The sequence below is a fragment of the Thalassospira tepidiphila MCCC 1A03514 genome (assembly GCF_001662875.1).
Taxonomy (GTDB): Bacteria; Pseudomonadota; Alphaproteobacteria; order Rhodospirillales; family Thalassospiraceae; genus Thalassospira; species Thalassospira tepidiphila.
On the sequence record NZ_JPVZ01000002.1, the window covers coordinates 323,671 to 345,723 of the forward strand.

25 protein-coding genes are annotated in these 22,053 nt (G+C 56.3%); 5 read left to right on the plus strand and 20 right to left on the minus strand.

Annotated elements, in window-relative coordinates; genetic code table 11:
- Nucleotides 1-154: 154 nt before the first annotated feature.
- Nucleotides 155-1,666, plus strand: a complete 1,512-nt coding sequence (locus tag TH4_RS05505; protein WP_064780244.1) for a YifB family Mg chelatase-like AAA ATPase — start codon at nucleotides 155-157, stop codon at nucleotides 1,664-1,666.
- Between the two features lie 29 nt (nucleotides 1,667-1,695).
- Here the strand turns inward: TH4_RS05505 and TH4_RS05510 are convergent, their stop codons facing one another.
- Nucleotides 1,696-2,610, minus strand: coding sequence for a LysR family transcriptional regulator (locus TH4_RS05510; protein ID WP_064780245.1), 915 nt, complete (start codon nucleotides 2,608-2,610; stop codon nucleotides 1,696-1,698).
- Between the two features lie 112 nt (nucleotides 2,611-2,722).
- Here TH4_RS05510 and TH4_RS05515 point away from each other — a divergent pair, with 112 nt between their 5' ends.
- A complete protein-coding gene (locus TH4_RS05515; protein WP_064780246.1) occupies nucleotides 2,723-3,499 on the plus strand; it encodes an SDR family NAD(P)-dependent oxidoreductase in 777 nt (258 codons plus the stop codon).
- Nucleotides 3,500-3,511: 12 nt separating this feature from the next.
- On the plus strand, nucleotides 3,512-4,498 hold the full coding sequence (locus TH4_RS05520) for an aldo/keto reductase (protein WP_063086190.1): 987 nt from the start codon (nucleotides 3,512-3,514) through the stop codon (nucleotides 4,496-4,498).
- Between the two features lie 80 nt (nucleotides 4,499-4,578).
- Here the strand turns inward: TH4_RS05520 and TH4_RS05525 are convergent, their stop codons facing one another.
- The 5 genes from TH4_RS05525 to TH4_RS05545 form a co-directional block, all read right to left on the minus strand.
- The gene (locus tag TH4_RS05525) at nucleotides 4,579-5,178 is read right to left on the minus strand and encodes a class I SAM-dependent methyltransferase (RefSeq protein WP_064780247.1); all 600 of its coding nucleotides are present in this window, start codon (nucleotides 5,176-5,178) and stop codon (nucleotides 4,579-4,581) included.
- Nucleotides 5,179-5,336: 158 nt separating this feature from the next.
- A complete protein-coding gene (locus tag TH4_RS05530; RefSeq protein WP_008888804.1) occupies nucleotides 5,337-5,633 on the minus strand; it encodes a hypothetical protein in 297 nt (98 codons plus the stop codon).
- Between the two features lie 68 nt (nucleotides 5,634-5,701).
- Nucleotides 5,702-5,995 (minus strand): hypothetical protein, encoded by a 294-nt coding sequence (locus TH4_RS05535; RefSeq protein WP_064780472.1) that lies wholly within the window; start codon nucleotides 5,993-5,995, stop codon nucleotides 5,702-5,704.
- 109 nt (nucleotides 5,996-6,104) lie between these two features.
- Nucleotides 6,105-6,611: a GNAT family N-acetyltransferase gene (locus tag TH4_RS05540; RefSeq protein WP_083997002.1), complete on the minus strand. Its 507-nt coding sequence runs from the start codon at nucleotides 6,609-6,611 to the stop codon at nucleotides 6,105-6,107.
- Nucleotides 6,612-6,809: 198 nt separating this feature from the next.
- Complete coding sequence (locus tag TH4_RS05545) at nucleotides 6,810-7,550, minus strand: SDR family oxidoreductase (protein WP_064780248.1); 741 nt, start codon at nucleotides 7,548-7,550, stop codon at nucleotides 6,810-6,812.
- Nucleotides 7,551-7,676: 126 nt separating this feature from the next.
- Between TH4_RS05545 and TH4_RS05550 the strand changes: the two genes are divergently transcribed.
- Entirely contained in the window at nucleotides 7,677-8,594 is a 918-nt protein-coding gene (locus TH4_RS05550) for a LysR family transcriptional regulator (protein WP_064780249.1), read from the plus strand.
- Here the strand turns inward: TH4_RS05550 and TH4_RS05555 are convergent.
- From TH4_RS05555 to TH4_RS05565, 3 genes are all read right to left on the minus strand, one after another.
- Nucleotides 8,580-9,086, minus strand: coding sequence for an SRPBCC domain-containing protein (locus TH4_RS05555; RefSeq protein WP_064780250.1), 507 nt, complete (start codon nucleotides 9,084-9,086; stop codon nucleotides 8,580-8,582). The genes TH4_RS05550 and TH4_RS05555 overlap by 15 nt on opposite strands.
- A 150-nt stretch (nucleotides 9,087-9,236) precedes the next feature.
- On the minus strand, nucleotides 9,237-10,184 hold the full coding sequence (locus TH4_RS05560) for a 2-hydroxyacid dehydrogenase (protein ID WP_064780251.1): 948 nt from the start codon (nucleotides 10,182-10,184) through the stop codon (nucleotides 9,237-9,239).
- Between the two features lie 169 nt (nucleotides 10,185-10,353).
- On the minus strand, nucleotides 10,354-10,773 hold the full coding sequence (locus tag TH4_RS05565) for a VOC family protein (protein WP_064780252.1): 420 nt from the start codon (nucleotides 10,771-10,773) through the stop codon (nucleotides 10,354-10,356).
- Nucleotides 10,774-10,882: 109 nt separating this feature from the next.
- Here TH4_RS05565 and TH4_RS05570 point away from each other — a divergent pair, with 109 nt between their 5' ends.
- Nucleotides 10,883-11,830 (plus strand): LysR substrate-binding domain-containing protein, encoded by a 948-nt coding sequence (locus TH4_RS05570; RefSeq protein WP_083996982.1) that lies wholly within the window; start codon nucleotides 10,883-10,885, stop codon nucleotides 11,828-11,830.
- Nucleotides 11,831-11,878: 48 nt separating this feature from the next.
- Here the strand turns inward: TH4_RS05570 and TH4_RS20450 are convergent, their stop codons facing one another.
- The 11 genes from TH4_RS20450 to ade all read right to left on the minus strand — a co-directional run bounded on the left by TH4_RS20450 (nucleotide 11,879) and on the right by ade (nucleotide 22,014).
- Nucleotides 11,879-13,105: a DUF6314 family protein gene (locus tag TH4_RS20450; protein WP_083996983.1), complete on the minus strand. Its 1,227-nt coding sequence runs from the start codon at nucleotides 13,103-13,105 to the stop codon at nucleotides 11,879-11,881.
- Between the two features lie 141 nt (nucleotides 13,106-13,246).
- On the minus strand, nucleotides 13,247-13,618 hold the full coding sequence (locus TH4_RS05580) for a histidine triad nucleotide-binding protein (protein ID WP_044830002.1): 372 nt from the start codon (nucleotides 13,616-13,618) through the stop codon (nucleotides 13,247-13,249).
- Nucleotides 13,619-13,674: 56 nt separating this feature from the next.
- Complete coding sequence (locus TH4_RS05585) at nucleotides 13,675-14,013, minus strand: phosphoribosyl-ATP diphosphatase (protein WP_064780253.1); 339 nt, start codon at nucleotides 14,011-14,013, stop codon at nucleotides 13,675-13,677.
- A gap of 4 nt (nucleotides 14,014-14,017) precedes the next feature.
- The gene (gene hisF / locus TH4_RS05590; RefSeq protein ID WP_064780254.1) at nucleotides 14,018-14,779 is read right to left on the minus strand and encodes an imidazole glycerol phosphate synthase subunit HisF; all 762 of its coding nucleotides are present in this window, start codon (nucleotides 14,777-14,779) and stop codon (nucleotides 14,018-14,020) included.
- A 22-nt stretch (nucleotides 14,780-14,801) separates the two neighbouring features.
- Nucleotides 14,802-15,530, minus strand: coding sequence for a 1-(5-phosphoribosyl)-5-[(5-phosphoribosylamino)methylideneamino]imidazole-4-carboxamide isomerase (hisA, locus tag TH4_RS05595; protein WP_064780255.1), 729 nt, complete (start codon nucleotides 15,528-15,530; stop codon nucleotides 14,802-14,804).
- The gene (locus TH4_RS05600) at nucleotides 15,527-16,081 is read right to left on the minus strand and encodes a GNAT family N-acetyltransferase (protein WP_040822270.1); all 555 of its coding nucleotides are present in this window, start codon (nucleotides 16,079-16,081) and stop codon (nucleotides 15,527-15,529) included. The genes hisA and TH4_RS05600 overlap by 4 nt, the downstream gene beginning before the upstream one ends.
- Nucleotides 16,078-16,728, minus strand: a complete 651-nt coding sequence (gene hisH, locus TH4_RS05605; RefSeq protein WP_064780256.1) for an imidazole glycerol phosphate synthase subunit HisH — start codon at nucleotides 16,726-16,728, stop codon at nucleotides 16,078-16,080. Before hisH ends, TH4_RS05600 begins: the two co-directional genes overlap by 4 nt.
- Nucleotides 16,725-17,168, minus strand: a complete 444-nt coding sequence (locus TH4_RS05610; protein WP_064780257.1) for a DUF2628 domain-containing protein — start codon at nucleotides 17,166-17,168, stop codon at nucleotides 16,725-16,727. Before TH4_RS05610 ends, hisH begins: the two co-directional genes overlap by 4 nt.
- A gap of 82 nt (nucleotides 17,169-17,250) precedes the next feature.
- Nucleotides 17,251-17,850, minus strand: a complete 600-nt coding sequence (hisB, locus tag TH4_RS05615; RefSeq protein ID WP_008888824.1) for an imidazoleglycerol-phosphate dehydratase HisB — start codon at nucleotides 17,848-17,850, stop codon at nucleotides 17,251-17,253.
- Nucleotides 17,851-18,007: 157 nt separating this feature from the next.
- Nucleotides 18,008-20,143, minus strand: coding sequence for an adenylate/guanylate cyclase domain-containing protein (locus tag TH4_RS05620; RefSeq protein WP_064780258.1), 2,136 nt, complete (start codon nucleotides 20,141-20,143; stop codon nucleotides 18,008-18,010).
- Between the two features lie 143 nt (nucleotides 20,144-20,286).
- A complete protein-coding gene (gene ade, locus TH4_RS05625; protein WP_064780259.1) occupies nucleotides 20,287-22,014 on the minus strand; it encodes an adenine deaminase in 1,728 nt (575 codons plus the stop codon).
- Nucleotides 22,015-22,053 lie beyond the last annotated feature (39 nt).

Genomic DNA, 22,053 nt, shown 5'->3' on the forward strand with positions numbered 1-22,053 from the left:
TCATTGTGTTCTCTTAATGAACGGACCCTGACATAGCAGCATGGTATTTACGGGCTTAAACGGAACGCCAAGTGATTGCCCGTAAACGATATGTTGCCTTGCCCCCGGTTTCCCGTCAAAGTAATGCAACTTGGGGTTATGGGGGTCAGGCAAATTGACAGCGCGGGTTACCACAGTTGCCTTTGCCGGGATTGAAACGATCCCTGTTGACGTGCAGGTGCAAATGGCAAGTGGCCTTCCGGCCTTTACGGTCGTTGGCCTGCCCGACAAGGCGGTGTCCGAGGCCCGTGAACGGGTGCGATCCGCGCTTTCGGCCATGGGATTGGCCCTGCCGCCCAAACGCATCACGATTAATCTGGCCCCGGCTGATTTGCTGAAGGAAGGGTCGCATTTCGATCTGCCGATTGCGCTGGGCATTCTGGCCGAGATGGATGTCATCGGCCATGACGATATCGAACGGTTCTTGGTACTGGGTGAATTGGGGCTTGATGGCAGCATCACCAAGGTTGGCGGTGTCTTGCCCGCCGCCATGGAAGCCGGGATGCAGGAATGCGGCATCATTTGTCCGAACGCCAACGGGGCGGAGGCCCTTTGGGCCGGTGATCTTGAGATTCTGGCGCCCGCAAGCCTTGTGGCCCTGATCAATCATTTCAAAGGCACGCAAATTCTGCCCCGCCCGATCCGGCGTGACGCAGACGAGATCAATGATTTCCATGGTGATCTGCGCGATATTAAGGGACAGGAAAGTGCGAAACGTGCGCTTGAGATCGCAGCAGCCGGGGGCCATAACCTTTTGATGTCGGGACCGCCGGGGTCGGGGAAATCAATGCTGGCGGCCCGCTTGCCGGGCATTTTGCCCGACCTTGATGCCAGACAGGCACTGGAAACCACGGTCATCCATTCCGTATCCGGAATGTTACCTGAAGGTGGCTTGATCCGAACCCGACCGTTCCGCCAGCCTCATCACTCTGCCTCGATGCCCGCCCTCGTCGGTGGGGGGCATCGGGTCAAGCCGGGCGAGATTTCACTGGCCCATAATGGCGTTCTGTTTTTGGATGAATTGCCGGAATTTCAGCGCAATGTATTGGATGCGCTGCGTCAGCCGCTTGAAACCGGGCAGGTATCGGTTGCACGCGCCAATGCACATGTGACCTATCCGGCACGTGTGCAATTGGTTGCGGCGATGAACCCGTGCCGGTGTGGTTATCTTGGGGATAATGAACTGGCCTGCACGCGTGCGCCACGCTGTGGCGAGGAATATCAGGCCAGGCTTTCAGGGCCGCTTCTGGACCGGTTTGATATTCAGATCGAAGTACCCGCCGTCAAGCCCGAAGACCTTGATTTACCGGCCAAAGGCGAAACCAGTCAGGCAGTGCGCGAACGCGTATTTCTGGCCCGTGAATTGCAAATGTTGCGATATAAAAACGAAAACATATCGACCAATGCACTGGCCGATGGTGAAGTCCTGCAGGATGCCGCCGCGCTTGATGCCGAGGGCCGTGGATTATTGCAGGATGCAGCCCGCCAGATGAAGTTGTCAGCCCGCGGATATCACCGGATCTTGCGGGTGGCCCGCACGATTGCCGATCTGGCCGGAAGTGCGGCCGTCAAGCGCGGCCATATTGCCGAGGCGCTGAATTACCGCCAGATGGTCTATCGGCGCTAATCCCCCGTCACTGGGCGACCCGGGTTTGATCATATGCGCGACAGGCCGTTCTGTTTGCGGATGATATTGATCAGGCCGCGCAAGCCCGGATGATTGTTGTGGCGGCTGCTGTAATACATATGGAAGGGATCATCAGATGATGCATGGTCTTCCAGCACGATTTCAAGCTGTCCGCTGGCAAGGTCATCAGCAATGCGCGATTCCAGCAAATAGGCCAGTCCAAGCCCGGCCTTGGCGGCCGAGATTGTGGTTGCCGTGTCCTGAATGGTGATATGGCCCGGCACGCGGTAGCTTTTCTGATCGGGGCCAATGCCAAGTTCCCAGGGAAACGGCGAATTGTCGCCCAGAAGAAGCTGCAGGCATGCGTGATTGCGCAGATCTTCGGGGGTTTCAGGTTTTCCGCGGCGTGCAAGGTAATCCGGCGCGCCGGCCACGACCCAGCGCTGCGGTCCACTGAGTGCGACGGCAACCATGTCTTCGGGGACCAGATGGCCGAACCGGATGCCGGCATCATATCCCTCTGCGACAATGTCAATCGGCCGGTTTTCAACGATTATGCTGAGACTGACGTCGGGGAAGGTTTTGGCAAATTCCGGCAGTGCCGGGGCGATCAGAAGGTGTGCGGCATCGGAAAAGGCGTTGATGCGGACCTCGCCAAAGCTGGCGGCACCGGGGGCATCCAGCGTCTGAAGGGCCTCATCAAGTTTATCAAAGCCCTCGGCAAGCTTGGTTGCAAGGTCCTGACCCAGTTCGGTTGCCACGATCGATCGGGTGGTTCGATTGATCAGCTTTACGCCAAGGCGGCTTTCGAGGCGCCGGATCGCGTGACTTGCAGCCGAGGGCGAAAGCCCGAATTCAATGGCCGCAGCCTTGAAGCTCTGGCGGCGGACAATTGCCAGAAACAGGCGTAGATCAGCAAACTCTGCGCGGTCGATTCCAGCCAAGTTGAGCTCTATTCACTTTGTGGATGATTTCAGTTCATGAAAAACCACACCACACGGGGCGGTGCAACAAGTAATCTGGCCAAAAGTCAGACAATTCAGCCGGAGGAATGCGATGAGTGATATTCAGGCAGTCAGGATTCCAGACCTGATGTCGCGGCGTGTTTTGGTAACCGGGGGCTCGACCGGGATCGGGGCCGAGATTGTCAGGGGGTTTGCCGCGCAGGGTGCCAAGGTTGCGCTTCACTATAATGAAAGCCGTGATGCAGCACGCGCCGTTCAGGCAGAGTTTCCCGAGCATGTCGTAGCTGTTCAGGGCGATATGAGTGAAACGGGTACACCGACGAAAGTTGTCAGGGAAGCTGCCCGGATGCTTGGCGGGCTGGATGGCCTGATCAACAATGCCGGTGGCATGCTGGGCCGGGTGCCGACCACCGAGGTGGAGCCCGAGCATCTTGACCGTGTCTTTGCGCTCAATGGCAAATCGGTCTGGGAAGCCACGGTGGCGGCGTATCCTTACCTCAAAGCGTCGGAAAACGGCTTTGTGGTCAACACGACATCGATTGCCGCGCGCAATGGTGGCGGGGGTGGTGCTGTGCTGTATGCGGCGGCAAAGTCCTTTGTCAGCAGCCTGACACGCGGACAGGCAAAGGAATTTGTCGCAGACGGCATTCGCGTGAACGCCGTTTCGCCGGGTCTTATCCAGACGCCGTTTCATGACCGCTATACACCGGCCGATGTTTTGGCCGCGCAAAGCGCAACAGTACCGATGGGCCGCGTGGGCCGCCCGGATGAATGTGTCGGGGCGTTCCTGTTTCTCGCCTCGAACGCCATGGCCGGCTACATCACAGGCCAGATCATCGAGGTCAATGGCGGCCAGTTAATGCCTTAGGAGCAAAGATATATGAACTACAGAAAATTTGGGAAGACGGGCCGCACGGTTTCGGAAGTCGGTTTCGGAGCATGGGCCATTGGTGGCGCCTGGGGCGATGTTTCAGAGGCTGACGCGCGCGCGGCCCTGCATGCCGCCCTTGATAACGGCACGACTTTTATCGATACCGCCGACGTTTACGGTGATGGCCGGTCGGAAAAAATCATCGCCGATGTCATGAAAGAACGCGGTGGCGAACGTCCGTTCATCGCAACCAAGGCCGGACGTCGGCTCGATCCGCATGTGTCCGAGGGATACAACAAGCAGAACCTGACAGCCTTTGTTGAACGCAGCCTTAAGAACCTTGCGACGGATTGTCTTGATCTGGTGCAGCTTCATTGCCCGCCGACAGAGGTTTTCTATCGCCCCGATGTGTTCGAGGTGATGGAGGAGATGGTCACCGCCGGGAAAATCCGCAATTACGGTGTTTCGGTCGAGAAGGTCGAAGAAGGCCTCAAAGCCATCGAATATCCCGGTGTGGCCTCGGTTCAGATCATTTACAACATCTTCCGCCAACGCCCGTCGGGACTTTTCTTCCGCGAGGCAAAGGCAAAAAATGTCGGGGTGATCGTCCGTGTGCCGCTGGCATCGGGCCTTTTGACCGGCAAGATGACCAAGGACACCGCCTTTGCCGCAGACGACCACCGTGCGTTTAACCGCAACGGCGAGGCGTTTGACAAAGGCGAAACATTCGCCGGTGTGCCGTTTGACGTTGCGCTTGAAGCTGTTGAGGAAATCCGCCGGCTGGTTCCCGACAATATCACCATGGCGCAGTTCGCCCTGCGCTGGATTTTGATGGAAGAAGCCGTTGGTGTTGTGATCCCGGGGGCAAAGAATGCAGCCCAGGCCGCGGCGAACGCAGCGGCAAGTGATGTGGCACCCCTGCCCTCAGAGGTGATCGGTGAGTTGCGCAACATCTATGAGCAACGCATCGCCCCGCACGTTCATCATTTGTGGTGATCAACAAACGCATCCATCGGCCTTAAACGGCGATGATACAGAAAAAGGGGCACCATACCGTTGGTGCCCCTTTGTGCGTTTCAGGCGGATTTGCGGACTTCGCTGAGCATTTCCGGGCGGCTTTTGCGTTCGATCTTATAGACCGACGAGGGCGGGACATTGCGTACCGTGGTGCCGATGCGCGTTGCCTGCAAATCAAGCCGGGCCAGGATGGCGTCTGGCACCGGACAGCGCGGGCCATAGGTGAACTGGTAAAATGCGCCGTCTTCGCGCAGATATTCAAAACTGCCCGACAAGATGCCCATGATCTGGCGCGGTGACATCGACAAAAGCGGCAGGCCGCTAATCGCGCTTGCCAGTTCACCGGCGCCAAACAGGCCCTTTTTACCCAAACGGCAAGCATCCATTTGCAGGATGCGGGCCCTGGGATAGCGTTCGGAAAGCAGGCGGGAGAAATCCGGACCAGCTTCGATCAATGTCAGGTCATCTTCGCGCAAGCCGCGATCAAGAAGTGCACGGGTAAACACACCTGTCCCCGGTCCAAGTTCCAGAACCGGGGTGCTTTGGGTGTTGATTTCGGATGTGATCAGCCGCGCCAGCGCCGGGCTTGAGGGCGAAATGGCGGATATTTTTCTGGGATCGGTGACCCAGGCGCGAATGAAAGGCAAAAAGTCCGACATCGAATGAAATGCCCCACTTGGTAAAGTGGATGGCGCATAAACTGCCTACCCTTTATGTCGCTTCGGGCGCTTATTTGTGTTCATTTTGCGAAATGCCACCCGGCAACGTGTCCATTTGTGAATGTGGGAACGTGCGAGGTGGCGTTCAACGCAATTGATTACGCAGCCCGATTACGGCGCAGAACATCGATGATTTCGGCCTTGTGCGGATCGGCATGAAATGCATCGGCCATGATCATCACACCCTTGGTGCCGTCATTGGCCTCGATCATGAACAGCGTTGCCTCGTCACCCGGATCGGTGCCTTGGTCGGTGCTGTTGGAATGGACAAGGCGCAGCTCGTCCGGGGTATAAAGCTTGCCGGTGCCGTCACTGCGTACACCGCCTTCCTCGGCCATGAAATGATGTTCAAAACCGTGTTCTTTGGCGTTTGCCTGAAGATCAGCCAAGGTCATTGCGGGCCTCCTCGATCAAAAATTGTCTGATAAAGGCAAAACGCAAATCCTGGCTGCTTGTTCCGAAATCAGGTGTGCTTGCGGCGAAGACTGTCGATCAGGTCGGCTTTGTTGCGGTCGGTATCAAAGCTGTTGGGCACAATCAGCATACCGCGCGTGCCATCGCTGGCCTCGATCATGTAAAGGGTGGCGTCATCGCCCGGGTCGGTTCCGGCATCGACAGAACGGGAATCGATAATGGTCAAATCATCGGCGCTGTATTTCGCCTGTTTGCCATCGCATGTGACATGGTTTTCCGATGCGCTGAAAACATGCGAAAAGCCGCGTTCACGGGCCAGATCTTGTAATTCGCTCAAGTTCATGATGGTCCTCCGTTCGATGGATGCAGCCGTAAGGCCAACAATCATCAGACCCTATCACGAAATGCGCCCGACGTATTTGCGTGTGCGCAATCTGGCAGAAAACAAGGCCCTACTGGGTACCAAGAGCCATCTTCATGCCCTCGTGGCTGGCGACAAATCCAAGCCGTTCATAGAAGCGATGAGCATCCTTGCGGGTTTTATCCGTGGTGAATTGTATCAATGCCGCGCCAAGTGATTTCGAAATCGAAATGGATTGGGTGATCAGTTTTTCGCCGATCTTCTGACCGCGGGCGGTACTTGCCACCCGCACCCCTTCGATCTGGGCGCGCAGTTGGCCGCGCCGCGACAATCCGGCGATCAGGGTCAGCTGCAAACAGCCGACAATATCCGTGCCCTTGATGGCCAGAAGATATTTGTTGGGCAGCGCATCGGTTGACTGGGATGCCATGGCATCAAACGCGGCGTAATAGGCATCCGGAAGCGGATCGCCAGGTTCCTCGCGGGTTTTGCCTTTTTCATCATCGGCCAGAAGGGCAACGATGGCAGGCAAATCATCGCGGGTGGCATAACGGAATGTGATGTCATCGGATTTTGTGGTGGCGGCGGCGTTCGACATTGCGGGATCCCTTTGCTGATGGCGGGCCATCATGGGCAAAGCCGGGGATCAAGGCAATATGGCAATGACGCCGCCTGTTTGTACAGCAGACGGCGTCATTGCCGGTAATGCGGGGCCCAAAGCCAAAGACCGGCACGGGGATGGGGGAAATCATGCCGATATCAAACCAGGGACCCCGGCAAGCAGGGTTTGTGGAGGTCAGGCAAGACCGCCATTGGCACGGATGGTCTGTCCATCGACCCAACCGGAATCCGGCCCGGCGAGGAACGACACCACACCGGCGATGTCATCAGGTTCACCAAGCCGTTCAAGCGGTGGCATCTTTGCGAAGTTGGCAATCTGTTCGTCGGTCTTGCCGTTCAGGAACAGTTCGGTTGCCACCGGGCCCGGGGCAACGGCATTGACCGTGATCTGGCGACCGCGCAGTTCCTTAGCGAAAACGCCTGTCATTGCCTCGACCGCGGCCTTGGTGGCGTTATAAACGGCATAACCCGGCAGCTTGAGATGCAGGGCGGTGGTCGAGAAATTGATCACCCGGCCATGGTCACGAAGGTGTTTTGCGCCTTCGCGCAGCATGTTGAAGGTGCCGCGTACATTAATGTCCATCATCGCGTCATAGGTGGCATCATCCATGTCGGCAATCGGGGTGGTCGTCATGACACCGGCGTTATTGACGATGACATCAACGCCGCCAAACTCGGCGATGGTTTTGTCAAACAGGGCCTTAACCGCATCCGGCCGGGCAATGTCCGCCTTGATCGCGATGGCGTTGTGGCCCTGGGATTTGAGCGAATTAGCCAGTTCTTCTGCCGGGCCGGCAGAGCTGGCATAGTTGATGACAACGTTAAAGCCATCCGCCGCCAGACGTTTGGCAAGCGCCACGCCAATGCCGCGCGATGCGCCGGTGATGATGGCGGTTTTGTTTTGATTGGCAGACATCAAAAGTCTCCTTGGTGATTACGGGGGCCTCAAGGGCATGGGCCCACTATGCCCAAGATGACTTTTTGGATAATTAGGTTATATTCGACATCATTATTCGAAATTGAATAACAATCAGGATGGCGAATGGACCGGTTTGAGGAAATGCGCAATTTCGTGCGCGTGGTAGAGCGCAAAAGCTTTACCAAGGCGGCGAGCGATCTTTTGATCCCGCGCGCGACCATGACCAATTCCATCCAGCGGTTGGAAGAACGGCTGGGCACCCGGTTGCTTGAACGCACGACGCGCACCGTGAACCCGACCCGTGACGGGGATGCCTACTACCAACGCTGTGTAAGGATTCTGGCCGATCTGGAAGAAGCCGATGGCAGCTTTACCAATGCCGATCCCAAAGGGTTGCTTAGGGTTAATCTGCAAGGCACGCTGGCCCGGACCTTTATCATCCCGGCCCTTGGCGATTTTCGGGGTCGCTATCCGGGGATCGATCTGGTTCTGGCCGATGGTGATCGTTTTGTCGATCTGGTGCATGAGGGCTTTGATTGCGTGCTGCGCAGTGGCGATCTGGCCAGTTCATCGATGATCGGGCGGCGCTTGGCGCTTTTGCACGAGGCCACCGTTGCCAGCCCCGATTACATTGCCCGCATTGGCATGCCCGAAACCCTTGCCGACCTGAAAGGCCAGGGGCACCAGATGGTTTGTTTTTTATCCGGTGCCGATGACAAGCCGATCCCGCTTGATTTCAGGGTAGATGGCAAGCTGTGCGAGATCATGCTGCCGGCCAGTATTTCAGTGACCGGCGCGGACAGCTATGCCGCCTGTGCCGCCGCCGGATTGGGGATTGTCCAGGTGCCGCGCTATCGCGTTGCCGATGACCTTAAATCCGGCAAACTGATTGAAATCCTGCCTGATTGCCCGCCCGATCCGATGCCGGTTTCGGTGCTGTATCCGCAAAACCGGCAGCTTTCGGCGCGTGTGCGGGTATTTGTCGACTGGCTGACAGAATTGCTGGCCGGGCTTGATTTTGCCGGGTCAGGCCGGGCTTGAGCGGCTTGAAAGAAGTTTGATACGGTTTCGTAATGATACCAGATGCGCCTGCCAGTAATGGGTCATCATCGGCTTGAAGCGGTTGTCATTCAGGCCATTGCGCCCGGGATGGGCCATGGACAGCTTTTCAAGACCAAGATGTTCCAACGTGATACGGGTGTAATCGCCCTGCCCGCTAAATCGGATATCGACCAATGTCGCCGGTTCCTTGGGATCGGCCATCGGCCAGTTCCACTCAAAACTCAGGTGCTTGGCGGGCTCCCATTTGGTGACCTTACCGGCACGGACGATGAAATCCGGGCGGCGTTTGTCGACTTCCTGCAAATAGCGCACGCAATTTTCCGTCCCAAATTCCATGATGCCCGGACGATTGCCAAGCAGGCGGTTGCGCGGCCCCTGTTTCCACCAGTGATCAATGTCGCCTGTGAACTGGTCAAAGGCGGTGGCGGCGTTACAGTCAACGCGAAGCGCAACAAAGGTTTTGGCTGACATCGAAGATCCCGTTTAACAGCAATGACGCCGATCTGGTGTGCGGCTGTTCCTGTTTTGCAGAAAGCCCGTGGGCGGACAAGCAAAACCCGATCCGGCAGGCATAATGCGCCGGATCGGGTTTGAAGGGTGTGTGGTTTGACGTGTAGCGACTTAGTAGCCGACCTCGCGATTGACCAGACCGCGCGGGGTTTCGCCGCGGGCCAGACGATCAAGGTTTTCGGCAATCTGATCGACCGATTCTTCAAACCGGGTGGCCGCCGCAATATGCGGGGTGATGCGGATTTTCCCGTGATCCCAGAACGGATGGCTTTCGGGCAGTGGCTCGGTCGCGGCAACATCCAAAAACGCGCCGCGCAGATGGCCGGTATCAATCGCGCGTAGCAAGTCGGCCTCGTTGATCATGGCCCCACGGGCGGCATTAATGATCGCAGCGCCCTTGGGCAGGAAGGAAAGCGTGCTGCTGTTAAGCACGTTTTCGGTTTCGGACGTGCGCGGTAGAAGGCAGATCAGGATATCGGACTGACCGAGGAATTCTGCCAGCGTTTCCTTACCGGCATAGGTTGAAATGCCTTCAATCGCCTTCATCGAGCGGCTCCAGCCCGAAACGGTAAAGCCAAGGTTGGAAAGCGACGAGGCAACGGCCGAGCCCAGCGCGCCAAGCCCCATGACACCGACCCGGCATTGCGAAATGCGTGCGACGTCATGCTGGGTCCAGTCGGCCTTGGCCTGCTGAGCGCTATAGACATCAAAGTCGCGCATGAAATGCAGCGCGGCATAAAGGTGATATTGCACCATCTGATCGGCCATCCCGGCATCTTCCAGACGAATGACCGGCAGTTCCTTGGGCAGGCTGGGGGATGAAACAACGTGATCGACCCCGGCACCGAGCGAAAAGATGGCCTTGAGCTTCGGCAGCGTCTTGATCAGGCCCTGTGGCTGTTTCCAGAACAGGGCATAGTCAATCGTTTCAGGGTCGTAATCGTCTTCCTCGGTCACGATATTGGCGTCCGGCAGGCGGTCAACCATCACGCTTTTCCACTTTTGATCGTCGCCGGCAGCGGAAATCAGAATATTGAGCGGGGCGTTGGTGGTTGCCATCGGGGTCTCCTGGTCAAAACGTCGAAAGTTGGGGCGATGAAAAAGGTTTGCACATATCAAACGCGCCAGAGCGCAAAGCGTTCCGGCGCGTCAGTTGGCGCGTCAATTACAGTCTGTCACGGACCGGCCTGCTTTCACAAGGCCGGGTCGGCACTGGGTTTGTGCAGACTTAGTGGGCAAAGATCATCGCCGGATCGCGGAAGGTCTTGAATTCAAGGCCATTTCCCGCCGGGTCTTCGACAAAGAAGGTGCCCTGTTCGCCCGGCTCACCCTTAAAGCGGATCTTGGGTTCGAGCAGGAATTTGACATTGGCCGCCTTAAGCTTGTCGGCCAGTGCGTGCCATTTTTCCCATTCCAGAACCGCCCCGAAATGCGGGATCGGCACTGCATCGCCATCGACATTCCCGGCGCCGCTGTTTTGGCCTGCTTCCGGGCGGACATGGGCAGAAAGCTGATGCCCAAAGAAATCAAAATCAATCCAGGCCTCGGTCGAGCGACCCTCATCACAACCGAGAATATCGATATAGAACGCGCGGGTGTCAGATATCGATTTGATAGGGAAGGCCAGATGGAACGGGGGCAGCGACATGGGTGTCTCCTAGATAATCTAATGCTGTATTGTTAGAGACAGTCTAAATCAGCATAATACCGGGCGTAAAATCAGAAGTTCTGAATTTAGGGTCAGGAAAACTATCGATATGGCACTGCGCCCAACCACCCCGTCGCTCAATGCCCTGCGTGCTTTCGAAGCCGCCGCCCGGCTTGGCAGTTTTGCCCGTGCGGCTACGGAACTCTCCGTCACCTCGGGCGCTATCAGTCAACAGGTCGCCAATCTGGAAGCCAGCCTTGGCATGCCTTTGTTCGAGCGAAATGGCCCGAAACTGACATTGCGCGAGGCTGGCCGGGCCTATTTGCCCAGTCTGCGCCGGGCGCTGGACGAGATCGAGGCCGCCACCCTTGATCTGGTGACCCATGGCGCGGGGGAGCGGAAACTGGTCATCGGTGCGCTGCATACCCTGGCCAGCAGCTGGCTTATTCCAAGATTAAATCGATTTCAAAACGAATATCCTGATGTCCGCCCGGTGATCGAAACCCTGGCGCTTAATTTCGCCACCCCGGAACGCAGCCCGGACCTTGGCGCACGCCAGATGGATGTCGGGCTCTATTTCGGTGATGGTCGCTGGCCCGGGATGATATGCGACAAGCTTTTTGATGAAATTCAAGTGGTTGTCGGCAAACCCGGATATGTTGCCTCAGGTGATGTGATGGGCGAAAACCACCCTGTTGCCCCAGCAGAACTGATCGGACGCTATCCGCGACTGGTCCACACCACCCGGCCCAAGGCATGGCATGACTGGGCGCAGGCCAACGGGATTGCCATCACCGGTGCGCCCGGACCGGCGTTCGAGCACTTCTTCATGCTGATCGAAGCCGCCAAAGTCGGCATGGGAATCGCCCTGTTACCAAGGGTTTTGATCGAAGGACCTCTGGCTGAGGGCCGTCTTGAAATCGTCAGTGATGCGTGGCTGAAATCCAGCGGTGCATACTATCTGATTACGCCGGAAAGCCGTCAGGAGGTGCCGGAAGTGCGCGCCTTTCGCGACTGGGTACTCGGTTTGGCAAGTGAATCCAGTTTGTCAGAATAAAGCGGCAAGTATTTGAAATTATGGACGGGTGTCTCGTCTCTGGGGATGCTAGGCGCGGCGATAGATGCTGTGTAGCAGGTGATCTTTCTTCGGACCGGTGATTTTTATTTTTGTTTCGAAATGATCTGGCCCGTTCCAGATCATGCAATGGTGATAAAAGTCATCCCCACAGGGGTGAATGTCGCGCGCACAAATCCCCTCTTGACCCTCTTCGCCAAATTGCAGCAGCACATAGCGATTGCCGAAACTCAAAGGGTCGCGAAACAGAAGCTCGATTGCCGCCGGGTCCTCGTGCAGGACAAAATCATATTCCCGATAGCCATCAAACCGCTTGCCGTCCGGACGGGTCAAAAACCCCTCCTCGCGATAGCGCAGCACATTGGGTTGGGTCGGATCGGCGGCATGAAACGTGACATCGCCGGTAAACTGCCCGGCCTCGCCCAGATCGCGCACAATCGTCCAGTTGCCAGCGAGGGCTGCAAAAATTCTGCCTGCATCAATGGTTCGGTTTGAGTCATCCGACAAGCTATTCATTGTTATCAGTTTCAGGGCAGTTGCGGACGGCCAATTCCAGATATCTTTTGGAAGAAACAATTTTTGTTTGTCAAACTGGGCGTAGGAGCTTCCTTCAAGCTCAGGGCCTATTTTCACTGAGTAATCTTCAGAAACTGAAATGAGCCTTTGGTCAAACAACCTGTGGAGATCAACTCTTAAGCAAAGCCCGTTTTGTGGATGATTGCTGTCTTCATTTATGTATGGCTGGATATGCGCCGCCTCTAAGAGTTCGGGAAGGCGTTCACCGCTAATGCAGCATCGATAGTCGTAGTTTTTGAGTATAAGTTCTCTGAAGGATGCCTGCCCCAAACGATCTTTTTGGTTAACTTTAGTAAACCCTGGAAGACCTGTTATCGGCACAAATGAGGGCGTCGAGTAAGCGCTCTCTATCTTGGGGTGTATGTTATCACTTTCAGTGAAATACTTAATTTTGACTATGTGTCTAGAGAAGCTGTGACCACACTCTTCGAGGTCGACAAAGTTGTCGTCGTCCAGAAGCACAACGTTGTCTAATTCTATGCAGCCAATTTTTGGGTTATCTGTCTGATCGAAGTACTTCGAATTTTTCCGCGCGTACTGTTTGATTCGTTGAGCAAGTGCATCCTTTGAGTGGACGCCGTTCTGGGTTCCATAAGTATCCCAAGCTGATGAGACTGTCCGGTCTAAATAACCCGAAAAATAGCCATATCCACCTACCTTTCTGATAGGTGATTTCAGCATAAAATAGAAACGTGTTCCCTTTGGAATCCCAGTTAGTGCCCAAGGGGTCGGTGTCCAGAAGTTAACAGTTTGCCGTTGCGGTTTGTCTCGCAGGTAATGGAACCATCTGGGATCGGTTACAGCTATTGCGAACACAGTCTTTTACGCCCCGGGCAGCATCCGCGGCAGTTTCTCACCGCCAAGGATATGCACATGCAGGTGCGGGACGTCCTGGCGGCCGTGTTCGCGGGTGTTGGCGATCAGGCGGTAGCCGTCTTCAACCACGCCAGCCTCCTTGGAGATTTTGCCGATTGCGCGGGTATAGGCGATGATTTCGGCGTCCGAGGCATTGAGTGCAAAGTCGTCATAGCTGGTATAGGCGCCCTTTGGGATGACCAGAACATGGGTCGGGGCCTGCGGCGCGATATCGTTAAACGCCAGCACATGGTCATCTTCATAGACCTTGGTGCACGGGATTTCGCCGCGCAGGATTTTGGCAAAGATGTTTTCCGGATCGTAGGGCTGAACGGCCATGGTGATGCTCCTGATACCTTGTCGGGACATTGCCCGGATAGTTGAGGCTTTATGCCTTAATCTTTGCTGCGCGATGCCTTTTCGGCAATACCTGAAATGCCCTGACGCTCGGCCAGGATCTTCCAGACGTCTTCCGGCTTCACACCCTGATCGGCCCAAAGCACGGTCAGGTGATAAAGCAGGTCGGCACTTTCCGATGCGACCTTTTCCGGGGTTTCGGCAAGGGCGGCAATCACGGTTTCAACGCCTTCTTCGCCGACTTTCTGGGCAATTTTGGCGGTACCCTTGGTAAACAGCTTGGCGGTATAGCTGCTTTCCGGGTCTGCACCCTTGCGGGCAGAAACGGTCGTGTAAAGCGCATCAAGGATATGTTGGCTTTTATCAGCATTGGCCATGATCTCAGTCCTCACGTACCGGAATGCCGGCGGCTTTCATGTGTTCCTTGACCTCGCGAATGCGATAGGTGCCGAAATGGAAGATCGAGGCGGCCAGAACCGCCGATGCATGCGCATCACGCACGCCTTCAACCATATGGTCGAGCGTGCCAACACCGCCCGAAGCAATGACGGGCACATGGACGGCATCGGCAATGGTGCGGGTCAGCGGAATGTTAAAGCCCGACTGGGTGCCATCACGGTCCATCGAGGTAACAAGAAGCTCGCCCGCACCATATTCGACCATTTGTTTTGCAAACGAAACGGCATCAATTCCGGTGGGTTCACGCCCGCCATGGGTGAAGATTTCGAACTTGTCCGGGCCGGTTGATTTGGCGTCGATCGAGACCACAATGCATTGCGATCCGAACTTGCGCGCGGCTTCGCGCACGAAATCGGGGTTTTTCACCGCTGCGGTGTTGATCGAAACCTTGTCCGCGCCAGCCAGAAGCAGTTTGCGGATGTCTTCAAGGGTGCGCACGCCGCCACCCACCGTGACCGGCATAAAGCAGGCCTCAGCCGTGCGGGCAACCACATCAAAGATGGTATCGCGGTTATCACTTGATGCCGTGATATCAAGGAAGCAGAGCTCGTCCGCCCCCTCGGCATCGTAGATGCGCGCCTGTTCGACCGGATCGCCGGCATCGACCAGATCAACGAAATTGACCCCTTTGACGACGCGGCCGTCCTTGACGTCAAGACAGGGAATGACACGGGTTTTCAGCATGGTCTGTTTCCTGTTGGGTCGGTTACGAAAGGGCCGCGATGGCCTCTGCCAGATCGATGCGGCCATCATAAAGCGCACGACCGGAAATCGCGCCATCGATGCCAGCATCTGTGTGTTTCTTGACCGCGATCAGATCATCCAGCGATGAAACCCCGCCCGATACGATCACCGGGGTCGAGATTTCCGATGCCAGTGCCACGGTGGACTCGATATTCGGGCCACCCATCGCGCCATCACGGTCGATATCGGTAAAGATGATTGCCGCCACTCCGCAATCTTCAAACTTCTTGGCCAGTTCCAGTGCGGTGACCTCAGACGTTTCCGCCCAGCCTTCAACCGCGACATAACCATCGCGGGCATCAATGCCGACAGCCACCCGGCCCGGCCATTTGGCACAGGCTTCCTTGACGAAGTCCGGGTTGCGAAGCGCCACGGTACCCAGGATTACGCGCGTGATGCCTTTATTGAGCCAATAATCAACCGTTTCCATGGTGCGGATGCCGCCACCCAGCTGCGTCTGGGCCTTGCCCGACACGGTGGCAAGGATGGAATCCACAGCCGCACCATTGACCGGTTCACCGGCAAAGGCGCCGTTCAGGTCCACGATATGTACCCAATGGCAGCCGGCTTGCACAAATTCACCAGCCTGTGCGCCCGGATCGTCGTTAAACACGGTTGCCTTGTCCATGTCGCCGCGCAGCAAGCGCACACAGGCGCCGTCTTTCAGGTCAATTGCGGGATAAAGGTTCACTGATCGGTGTCCTGTATTTTCTTGGTGTAGTAATAGCCTTCGACCATCTTGCCATCGACCATCGCGTAATAGGGATTGATGCCCCAACGGACATATCCAAGCCCGTTATACAGTGCGATGGCGGCTTCCTGGGTTTCGCGAAGGTCGAGTTTCAAAACGCTGTAGCCCGCTTCACGGGCGAAATATTCAATCGAACGCACGATCGCTTTGCCGTTGCCGCGCCCGCGTGCCCAAGGGGCGACGAAATGGCCGGAAATCTGGGCGGAATGACGCTGTGCTTCGAGGTTGGCCGGTGTTTCGATCAACTGGGCGGCACCGGAAATGATGCCGTCAACGCGCGACACAAACAGATGACGCCCGGGCATCAGCAACACACCGCGCCAGTATTTTTCCATGTCCGGACGGTCCGGTGGTGTCAGCCAGCCAAAGCCGCCACCCTCGACAATTGCCTGCGTACAGGCATCGACGATATCGGAAATGTCGCCTGCGGTCAGTTCGGTCACGCGTTCGGCAATCACGCCCGGCTGAATGGTATCAGATGGTGCGATCATGGCTTCCACCCCAGGAAGTTCCCGATGATGGTAAGCCCGGTTTTCTGGCTTTTTTCCGGGTGGAACTGGGTGCCGATCATGTTGTCACGTCCGATCATGGCCGTGATGTTCCCGCCATAGGAAACCGACGCCAGTCGCTGATCGGGGTTGGTGACATGCATGTGATAGCTGTGCACGAAATAGGCGTGATCGCCATCCGAGATGCCTTTAAGGACCGGGTGCGCCTTGCCCGCCGGATCAAGAACCAGCTCGTTCCAGCCCATATGCGGGATTTTAAGGCTCGGGTCACTGGGCTCGATGGCCACGACTTCGCCGGAAATCCAGTCAAGGCCGTCAGTGACGACAAATTCGCGACCGACGGTCGACATCAACTGCATGCCGACACAGATGCCAAAGAACGGCTTGCCGCCTTTGATCACCTGTTCGGTGAGGACATCAACCATGCCGGTGACCGCATCGAGGCCCGCACGGCAATCGGCATAGGCACCAACGCCCGGAAGCACGATATGGCTGGCGTTGCGGACCTTTTCCGGGTCATCGGTGACAATGATCTCGTCAGAAAAGCCGGTTTCACGTGCAGCACGCTCGAACGCCTTGGCGCACGAACGCAGATTGCCGGAACCGTAATCAATAATCGCAACACTCATGGGTAGGATGGGCTCCCGGTTGAGGGGGTGGAGGTAAGGGCAGCTGCGGAGTGTGGGACGCGCAGCCGGGAATTTTTCGAACGCTCAAAGCAGCGATGTTCGGCGTCAGTCTCATCATGGCCCGCGACGATATCGACCATCTTCCAGCCAGATGCTGCCAGTTTGCGCCGACGCAGGTCATTGGCAATCAGGCCAAAACCGATGCCGGTCACAAGGGCGAGCGCAAAGTCCATTTCAGGCCCGCCGTCAAACAGCTCGACGGCAAAGGTGCAAAGAAATGAAACCGCGACAAGGCCGAAAAAGCCCAGCCAAAGGCGATGGTACAACGCCCAAAGGCCCGAGAGCAGAAAGGCCCAGAAATTGAAGCCTTCACGGATCAGGATGGCGTTTTCCATCGGGTCGGCATCGCCGGGATGGGTATGGACTGTGTAAACCTTCATCGAAAACCGGTTTTCTGGACCGGTGGCAGAGTTTTGTCTGCTGTGCCACCGGTGTATTTTCGATCAGATCGAACTGACCTGCTTACAAGGAGCCGCCAAGCGTGCCCTTGGTTGAGGGAATGGCATCGGACTTGCGTGGATCAATTTCGATTGCCACGCGCAGCGACCGTGCAAGCGCCTTAAAGGCACTTTCGATGATATGGTGGTTGTTCTCACCATACAGGTTTTCGACATGCAGCGTGATGCCGGCCGCCTGGGCAAAGCCCTGGAACCATTCCCGGAACAGCTCGGTATCCATATCGCCCAGCTTGTCGCGGGTGAATTCGACATTCCAGATCAGATAGGGACGGCTTGAAATATCCAGTGCGACACGGGTCAGCGCCTCGTCCATCGGCAGCAGGCAGCTGCCATAACGCGTGATGCCCTTCTTGTCGCCAAGCGCCTTGGCAAAGGCCTCGCCGATTGCGATGCCGCTATCTTCGGTGGTGTGGTGGAAATCAATATGCAGGTCGCCCTTGGCCCGGACTTTAAGGTCCATCAGGCTGTGACGCGAAAGCTGTTCGAGCATGTGATCAAGGAACCCGACCCCGGTCTCGACGTCATAAACGCCGGTCCCGTCAAGGTTCAGTTCAACCATGATCTGGGTTTCGTTTGTGTTACGCTCAACGCGGGCCTTGCGCATGCAAAGCTCCTTTCCTGCAGATATTGATGCATATGACGGGTCGTATGTAGCAATAAAGCCGCGCAAAAGCCAGTTTTAGGTGCCTACGTATTGGCCGCAATCATCGGTTTTTCCGCCTGCATCGGACAGCTCATCGGGCTGTGCGGTGATCTCGGGGTTATTTCCGGGTCAGATGATTGACTTCATCCCAGTTTTTTTCGGGCGGATGATCGACAAATTCCCGGCATCTTTCGATATAGATTTCAACCAGCTTTGGTGTGGTTGCAGCTTCCAGATGCGTCTTGAAGGCGTCATGTGCTTCTGCCCATTTCTGGTCGTGATAGAGCTCCATGCAAGCATCCCATGCCGCGATCTCGATTTCCTGTGCGGCGATATCAACAAGGGCGTTGGTGGTATCGTCGCGATCCCCGATCAGCTCAAAAATATCAATCGGCACACTTGTACCAAGGGGAACGACCCGGTCGACATATCTGAGCAGGAAGTTATCGGATGCGCGTTTGGCGACGGCATCACTGACAAGGATGCGGGTGCCATAAATCTTGTTAAGCCCCTCGATCCGCGAGGCAAGGTTCACCGCCTCGCCAAGGGCGGTGTATTGCAGGCGATGTTCGGAGCCGACATTGCCGACAACCACCTGATCGGTGTGCAGGCCAAAGCGGGTGTAAAGCGGAAACAGGCTTGAATCCTGCGAGATGGAATTAAGCCGCCTTCCCGCCAGACGGCAGGCCAGTGCCGCCTTGCAAGCATGGTCGACATGGTCGGGGTCGCTGGTTGGCGCGTTCCAGAATGCCATGATGGCATCGCCGATATATTTGTCGATGGTGCCATTGCCGTTGATGGTGATCTGCTGTTCCATTGCGGCAAAATAATTCGAAAGCTCATGGGCCAGATCGGTCGGCGAATAGTTTTCGGTTTTGGCGGTAAAGCCTTCGATGTCGGTAAACATGATCGACAGTTCACGCGATTCGCCACCGATTTCCACCGGATTGCCGTCCGACATGATTGATTTCACCACATCCGCCGGGACATAGGCGCCAAAGCTTTTCAGGCTGAGCTTCATGTTTGCCACGGCCTTGGACAGGGCATCGACCTCGTAGATATGTGATTCCATATTGAAATCGCCGCCCAGATCAAACTGGCCGATCTTTTCGGCTTCTTCGGCGACGGCATTGATTTGCCGACTCAGCATGCGCGAAATGATGGCGATCAGAATGATGGTGAAGACAAGAATCGCAGTTGCGATCTTAAGGACGTTTTGCGTGGTTGCCTTGATATCGCCGACAAACTCATCCTCGGGCACGATCAGGCCCAGAACCGGTGATACGCCGAATGTTTCCGGGATCGCCGCCGCAGAGGCGAGGTGCTTTTTGCCATCGGTTTCATCGACAAATTCAAAGAAGGTGTCGGGATGGTTGCTCCAATGTGTGATGGCGCGACTGACAATCGGATCTTTGATTTCGCGATTGCCGATCTTGAACAGCGTCTCGTTCCTGTTGCTGCCATAAGGGCCGTTATAGGCCAGCACCCGATTTTCACGATCAAGCATGAAAACGCGCCCTTCTTCACCGATGCGGATATCACCAAGAATCCTCGTGACGCTTTCGAGTGTCAGATCGACACCGACAACGCCCATCAGGCTGCCATCCGGGTTCATGACCCGCTTGGCAAAGGTCACGCCGGGTTTATTGGTGCTGTTGAAGGTATAAAACGGGCTTACGAAAACGCCGTCCTTTTGTTTTGCGCCTTCGTACCAGGTGCGGCTTCTCGGGTCATAGGTGACCTCGCTATATTCCGTGCCGGTCACCGTGCCCCAGTCCGATTGATAAAGGTAGGTATCAAGCTTGCTGCCCGACATTGCGTAATCAATCGTACGATAGATGATCCTGCTTTGATCGGGGATCGGGCTGTTATTGGGACCAAAGGTTTTCAGGCCTTCGGGGATCTGAACGACCTGAAAGAACCGGCCATCCTCTTCGAACCCGAAAAACAGGCCGTAAATCTGTGACAGACCCTTGATCTGGCTTGCCATGACTGATCCACCGGTGGGTTCGGATATCGCACCGGGGAAAGAGTTGATCATGTCGGCTGTGGTGGTCACGACCTGTCCGACCGGCAGGATCACGTTGATCAGGCCATCGACCGATTTCTGCCGGGCGCTTTCCATTTCGGCACGGGCGGTTTGCAAGGCAAGATTGCGGTTGCTGTTATACAGAAACGCAACCGTCACCCCCAGCATCACGACCGCAATCGTTGTAAACGCAGCGGTAACGCCAATCTGAAGCCTGATTTTCACCTGATCGTATATCCATCATGCCAGGCGACAGAGTGCCGCCTGTTCACAGAGCGATACTTGAAAGATTAAGTCGCGGCTGATGAAAAACAACAATACGTTGAGTGATCAGGTGAAAAAAATCGCAATGGTTACTCGGAGTTATTCTAAACGAAGTCGAACTTATCGACGTCAAACAGGCCGCGATCGGTCATTTTCAGGTGCGGGATCACCGGCAGGGCCAGGAAGGCGACCTGCAGGAACGGTTCGGGCAAGACACAACCCAGATCCTTGGCCGCCTTGCGCAGATCAATCAGGTGTTCCTCGACGGTTTCAAACGGCTCAAGGCTCATGAGGCCTGCGACCGGAAGCGCCAGTTCAGCGGTGATCTTGCCGCCGTCAGCCACCGCAAAGCCGCCGCCCATTTCAATCAGGCGATTAACCGCAGCGGCCATGTCGGCATCGCTTGCCCCGACCACGGTGATGTTGTGGCTGTCATGCCCGACGGATGAGGCAATCGCCCCGCGTTTCAGGCCAAAGCCGCGCACGAAGCTGCGCCCGATATTGCCATTGATGCCGTGGCGCTCGACGACCGCGACCTTGATCACGTCGTTATCCAGATCGGGTTTGAGGCCATTGTCACCAATTTCAAGCGTTGCTTCATCGCGGAAGGTCAGGATAAGTCCCGGCTTGACCTTGATCACCGGGGTCTGGTTCTGACCCGGTTTGGGATCGCAGGCAAAGGCCTCTGCCGTGACCGGGGTGGCCTTCATTGACGTCAAACCGACCGGGTCGATGGTTTTGCGTTTGGCAAACAGATCCTTGGTGACAAGGCGGCCACCTGCAATGACGTCGGTGACGTGGCAGGCGTCGAGATCATCAAGGATGGCGATATCCGCGCGCCAGCCCGGCCCGATCAAACCGCGATCACGCAGGCCGAAAATGCGGGCCGCCGAGTGCGATGCTGCGCGATAGGCATGATGGATCGGGCAATTACGTGCCTTCAAATGACCAATTAATCGCGAAACAAGACTATCAAGATGACCTTCTTCGCCGATATCAAGCGGATTGCGGTCATCGGTGCACAAGGCCACGAAGCTTGAGCTGTTTTCATCGAGAATTTCGGCCAGTGCCTCCAGATCCTTGGACACCGATCCTTCGCGGATCAGGATCGCCATGCCCTTGGCAAGCTTTTCGCGGGCTTCGTCGGCCGAGGTGGCCTCGTGATCGGTGCGAATGCCGGCAGCCATATAGCCATTAAGATCCAATCCGCGCACCAGCGGCGCATGCCCGTCGATATGACCATCCTGAAAGGCTTCAAGCTTGGCCATGATGCCCGGATCAAGGTTGAGCACGCCGGGATAGTTCATCATTTCCGCCAGCCCGACGACCTTTTCGTGCGACCGGAACGGCAAAAGGTCTTCGATCTCAAGCCGCGCACCTGCGGTTTCAAATGCGGTGGCCGGTACGCAGGAGGACAGATTAACCCGCACATCCATCACGGTCTGTTCCGCGCAATCCAGGAAGTATTTGATGCCCTCAGACCCCAGCACATTGGCGATTTCGTGCGGGTCGCACAGGACTGTGGTGACGCCATGGGGCAGCACACAGCGATCAAACTCGAGCGGGGTCACCAGCGAACTTTCAATATGCAGGTGGGTATCGATAAAGCCCGGCACGGCAAATTTGCCGGTGCAGTCAATCTCGGTCTCGCCAGTATAGCTGTCATGGGTGCCGACAATCCGGTCGCCGACAATGGCGATATCGGTTTCGGTGACCGTGCCGGTGATGACGTCCAGCAAGCCGATATTCCGCAGCACCAGATCGGCCTTGATTTTGCCCTGACCGGCAAGAATGCATTTGCCAAGCTGGGTTTGGGTAAGATCGCTGCTCATGGGCTCTGGTCCTGTCTTCTTGAAATTCTTTTACCATCA

Bases quoted from the DNA above. Each gene is read 5' to 3' on its own strand.
- TH4_RS05535 (WP_064780472.1), bottom strand. From the start codon at position 5,995: ATGAACTTGAGCGAATTACAAGATCTGGCCCGTGAACGCGGCTTTTCG.
- TH4_RS05515 (WP_064780246.1), top strand. From the start codon at position 2,723: ATGAGTGATATTCAGGCAGTCAGGATTCCAGACCTGATGTCGCGGCGT.
- TH4_RS05600 (WP_040822270.1), bottom strand. From the start codon at position 16,081: ATGATCGCACCATCTGATACCATTCAGCCGGGCGTGATTGCCGAACGC.
- hisH (WP_064780256.1), bottom strand. From the start codon at position 16,728: ATGAGTGTTGCGATTATTGATTACGGTTCCGGCAATCTGCGTTCGTGC.
- TH4_RS05550 (WP_064780249.1), top strand. From the start codon at position 7,677: ATGGACCGGTTTGAGGAAATGCGCAATTTCGTGCGCGTGGTAGAGCGC.
- TH4_RS20450 (WP_083996983.1), bottom strand. From the start codon at position 13,105: ATGCTGAAATCACCTATCAGAAAGGTAGGTGGATATGGCTATTTTTCG.
- TH4_RS05565 (WP_064780252.1), bottom strand. From the start codon at position 10,773: ATGTCGCTGCCCCCGTTCCATCTGGCCTTCCCTATCAAATCGATATCT.
- TH4_RS05570 (WP_083996982.1), top strand. From the start codon at position 10,883: ATGGCACTGCGCCCAACCACCCCGTCGCTCAATGCCCTGCGTGCTTTC.
- TH4_RS05560 (WP_064780251.1), bottom strand. From the start codon at position 10,184: ATGGCAACCACCAACGCCCCGCTCAATATTCTGATTTCCGCTGCCGGC.
- TH4_RS05520 (WP_063086190.1), top strand. From the start codon at position 3,512: ATGAACTACAGAAAATTTGGGAAGACGGGCCGCACGGTTTCGGAAGTC.
- hisB (WP_008888824.1), bottom strand. From the start codon at position 17,850: ATGCGCAAGGCCCGCGTTGAGCGTAACACAAACGAAACCCAGATCATG.
- ade (WP_064780259.1), bottom strand. From the start codon at position 22,014: ATGAGCAGCGATCTTACCCAAACCCAGCTTGGCAAATGCATTCTTGCC.
- TH4_RS05540 (WP_083997002.1), bottom strand. From the start codon at position 6,611: ATGTCGAACGCCGCCGCCACCACAAAATCCGATGACATCACATTCCGT.
- TH4_RS05530 (WP_008888804.1), bottom strand. From the start codon at position 5,633: ATGACCTTGGCTGATCTTCAGGCAAACGCCAAAGAACACGGTTTTGAA.
- TH4_RS05585 (WP_064780253.1), bottom strand. From the start codon at position 14,013: ATGGCCAATGCTGATAAAAGCCAACATATCCTTGATGCGCTTTACACG.
- TH4_RS05555 (WP_064780250.1), bottom strand. From the start codon at position 9,086: ATGTCAGCCAAAACCTTTGTTGCGCTTCGCGTTGACTGTAACGCCGCC.
- TH4_RS05580 (WP_044830002.1), bottom strand. From the start codon at position 13,618: ATGGCCGTTCAGCCCTACGATCCGGAAAACATCTTTGCCAAAATCCTG.
- TH4_RS05525 (WP_064780247.1), bottom strand. From the start codon at position 5,178: ATGTCGGACTTTTTGCCTTTCATTCGCGCCTGGGTCACCGATCCCAGA.
- TH4_RS05610 (WP_064780257.1), bottom strand. From the start codon at position 17,168: ATGAAGGTTTACACAGTCCATACCCATCCCGGCGATGCCGACCCGATG.
- TH4_RS05545 (WP_064780248.1), bottom strand. From the start codon at position 7,550: ATGTCTGCCAATCAAAACAAAACCGCCATCATCACCGGCGCATCGCGC.
- hisF (WP_064780254.1), bottom strand. From the start codon at position 14,779: ATGCTGAAAACCCGTGTCATTCCCTGTCTTGACGTCAAGGACGGCCGC.